General features: G+C 71.3%; 3 protein-coding genes. 2 read left to right on the plus strand and 1 reads right to left on the minus strand.

The features are described from left to right. Window positions 1–798 (minus strand): M16 family metallopeptidase (locus AX685_RS10685; RefSeq protein WP_231738781.1); only part of this gene is annotated, 798 nt, incomplete at its 3' end. A gap of 104 nt (window positions 799–902) precedes the next feature. On the opposite strand from AX685_RS10685, the gene AX685_RS10690 reads away from it, so the two are divergent. Next, window positions 903–1,379, plus strand: a complete 477-nt coding sequence (locus tag AX685_RS10690) for a MarR family winged helix-turn-helix transcriptional regulator (protein WP_231738783.1) — start codon at window positions 903–905, stop codon at window positions 1,377–1,379. Further along, on the plus strand, window positions 1,367–2,237 hold an 871-nt coding region (locus tag AX685_RS10695; RefSeq protein WP_197418567.1), incomplete at its 3' end, for a TolC family protein. The genes AX685_RS10690 and AX685_RS10695, both read left to right, overlap by 13 nt.

The raw sequence follows: 2,237 nt of genomic DNA on the forward strand, positions 1-2,237 counted from the left end.
GTGCTGGTGCTGGCCGGCGGGGATCGCGCCGAAATATTTCTCGACCAGCGGGCGCGCGGTCGCGACGTCGATGTCGCCGGCCAGCACCAGCACCGCATTGTTGGGGCCGTAATGGCTGCGGAACCATTCCTTGACGTCGGCCAGGCTGGCCGCGTCCAGATCGGCCATCGATCCGATCGTGGTATGGCCATAGGGGTGGTCGGCGGGGAACAGCCCCTCGGTCAGCTTGTAGCGGCGCAGGCCGTACGGCTGGTTGTCGCCCTGCCGCTTCTCGTTCTGGACGACGCCACGCTGCACATCCAGCGTGTTCTGCGTGATCGCCCCGGTCAGATAGCCCATGCGATCGGATTCGAGGAACAGCGCGCGGTCCAGCGCCGCGGTCGGCACCGTCTCGAAATAATTGGTGCGGTCGAAACTGGTGGTGCCGTTCAGGTCGGTCGCGCCGACCTGCTCCAGCGGTTCGAAGAAGTCGCCCGGCGCATTCTCGCTGCCGTTGAACATCAGATGCTCGAACAGGTGCGCGAAGCCGGTCTTGCCCTTCGGCTCGTGCTTCGACCCGACGTCATACCACACGCTGACCGCGACGACCGGCGCCTTGCGATCGGTGTGGACGATCACGCGCAGCCCGTTCTTCAGCGTGAATTGCGTAAAGGGGATGTCGACCGCCTTGACCAGCGTGGCGACGGGCGCGGCGGCGGGCGCGCCGCGCGCGGCCTGCGCGGTGGCGGCGGGGATCGCGAAGGGGGACGCCAGGACGGCCACGGCGACGCCGGCCGCCAGCAGGGAACGATGCGACAAGAAGGGATACTCCACGCGATGGTTACACCCGACACCATAGCGTGCCGCCATCGCCCGGCAAGCGCGGCGACGCGGGGTATTGACTGCCGATGCAATGATTGCCAATGCAACGATCGATGGGCTTCTACGATACCGCCAACCTCTATCCCGATTCGTCGATCGGCTATCTCGTGAAGGTGTGCAACCAGCTGGGGATGGCACATCTGGACCGTGCGTTCGCCGATGAGGGGCTGAGCGCGGTACACTGGTCGGCGCTGATCTCGATCCATTTCGGCCGCGCCCCGACCTGCGCCGCGCTCGCGCGCGACCTGGCGCATGACAAGGGCGCGATGACGCGGATGATCGACACGCTGGAGCAGAAGGGGCTGGTCCGCCGCCTGCGCAACGATGACGACCGCCGCGTGATCCAGCTGTCGCTGACGCCGGAGGGAGAAGCGGCGACGCTGCGCTGCCGCGATCGCGTCATCGCCTGCTGGAACGAATGGCTGACCGGCTGGACCCACGACGAGATCACCACCCTTATCGCGCAGCTGCAACGGCTGCGCGCCACGCTGGAGACTGCCGCCCCATGCGCCGCCTGATCCCCCCGCTCGCCGCCGCGCTGCTGACCGGCGCCTGCGCGGTGCCCGCGTCGCCGCCGTCGGTCGCGTCGAAGGGCGCGGCCGATCTGGCGCTGGCGGGGCCGGCGGTGGTGCTGGCGCCCGACTGGTGGACCGCGATCGGCGATCCGCAGCTCGACCGGGTCGTCGCCGATGCGCTGGCGGGCAACCCCTCGCTCGATGCCGCGGCCGCGCGCGTGCGCCAGGCGCAGGCCGCGCTGGCGCGCCAGGATGCGGAACGGTCGCCGGACGTCGCGCTCGACGCGCAGGTGCAGGGCGCGCGGCTGTCGGGCAACTACACCATCCCGCCGCCCTTCCGCGGCACCGTCCGCGCGCTCGGCACCGGACAGGCGGGGTTGTCGTGGAACCTCGACCTGTTCGGCCGGCAGAAGGCCGCGATCGAGGGTGCCGCGGCGCAGGCGCGCGCCGCCGCCTATGATCTGGCCGCCGCGCGGCTGATGCTGGCCGGGTCGGTGGTGCAGGCCTATGCCGAACTGGCGCGCGCCGAACGCCAGCGCGCGATCGCGACGCGCACCATCGCCGCGCGCGAGAATTCGCTGAAGCTGGTCGGCGTGCGCGAACGCAACCGGCTGGCCAGCCGCATCGACGTGGAAGCCGCCAACACGCTGCTGGCGCAGGCACGGCTGGCGCAGGTGCAGGCCGATGGCGCGCGCGCGCTGGCCGCCGATGCGCTGGCGGCGCTGGCGGGGCGCGGCGCGGACTATGCCGCCGCGCTAGGCCCGACGCGCCTGCCCGACGATGCCGCGCTGCCGGTGCCCGCGGTGCTGCCCGCCGATCTGCTCGCGCGCCGCGCGGACGTCGCCGCGGCGCAGGCGCGGG

Source organism: Sphingomonas sp. CCH9-F2, from assembly GCF_001556735.1.
In the GTDB taxonomy this organism is placed as follows: domain Bacteria; phylum Pseudomonadota; class Alphaproteobacteria; order Sphingomonadales; family Sphingomonadaceae; genus Sphingomonas; species Sphingomonas ginsenosidimutans.

Coding starts and splice junctions, on each gene's coding strand:
- AX685_RS10690 (WP_231738783.1), top strand. CDS start 903: ATGCAACGATCGATGGGCTTCTACGATACCGCCAACCTCTATCCCGAT.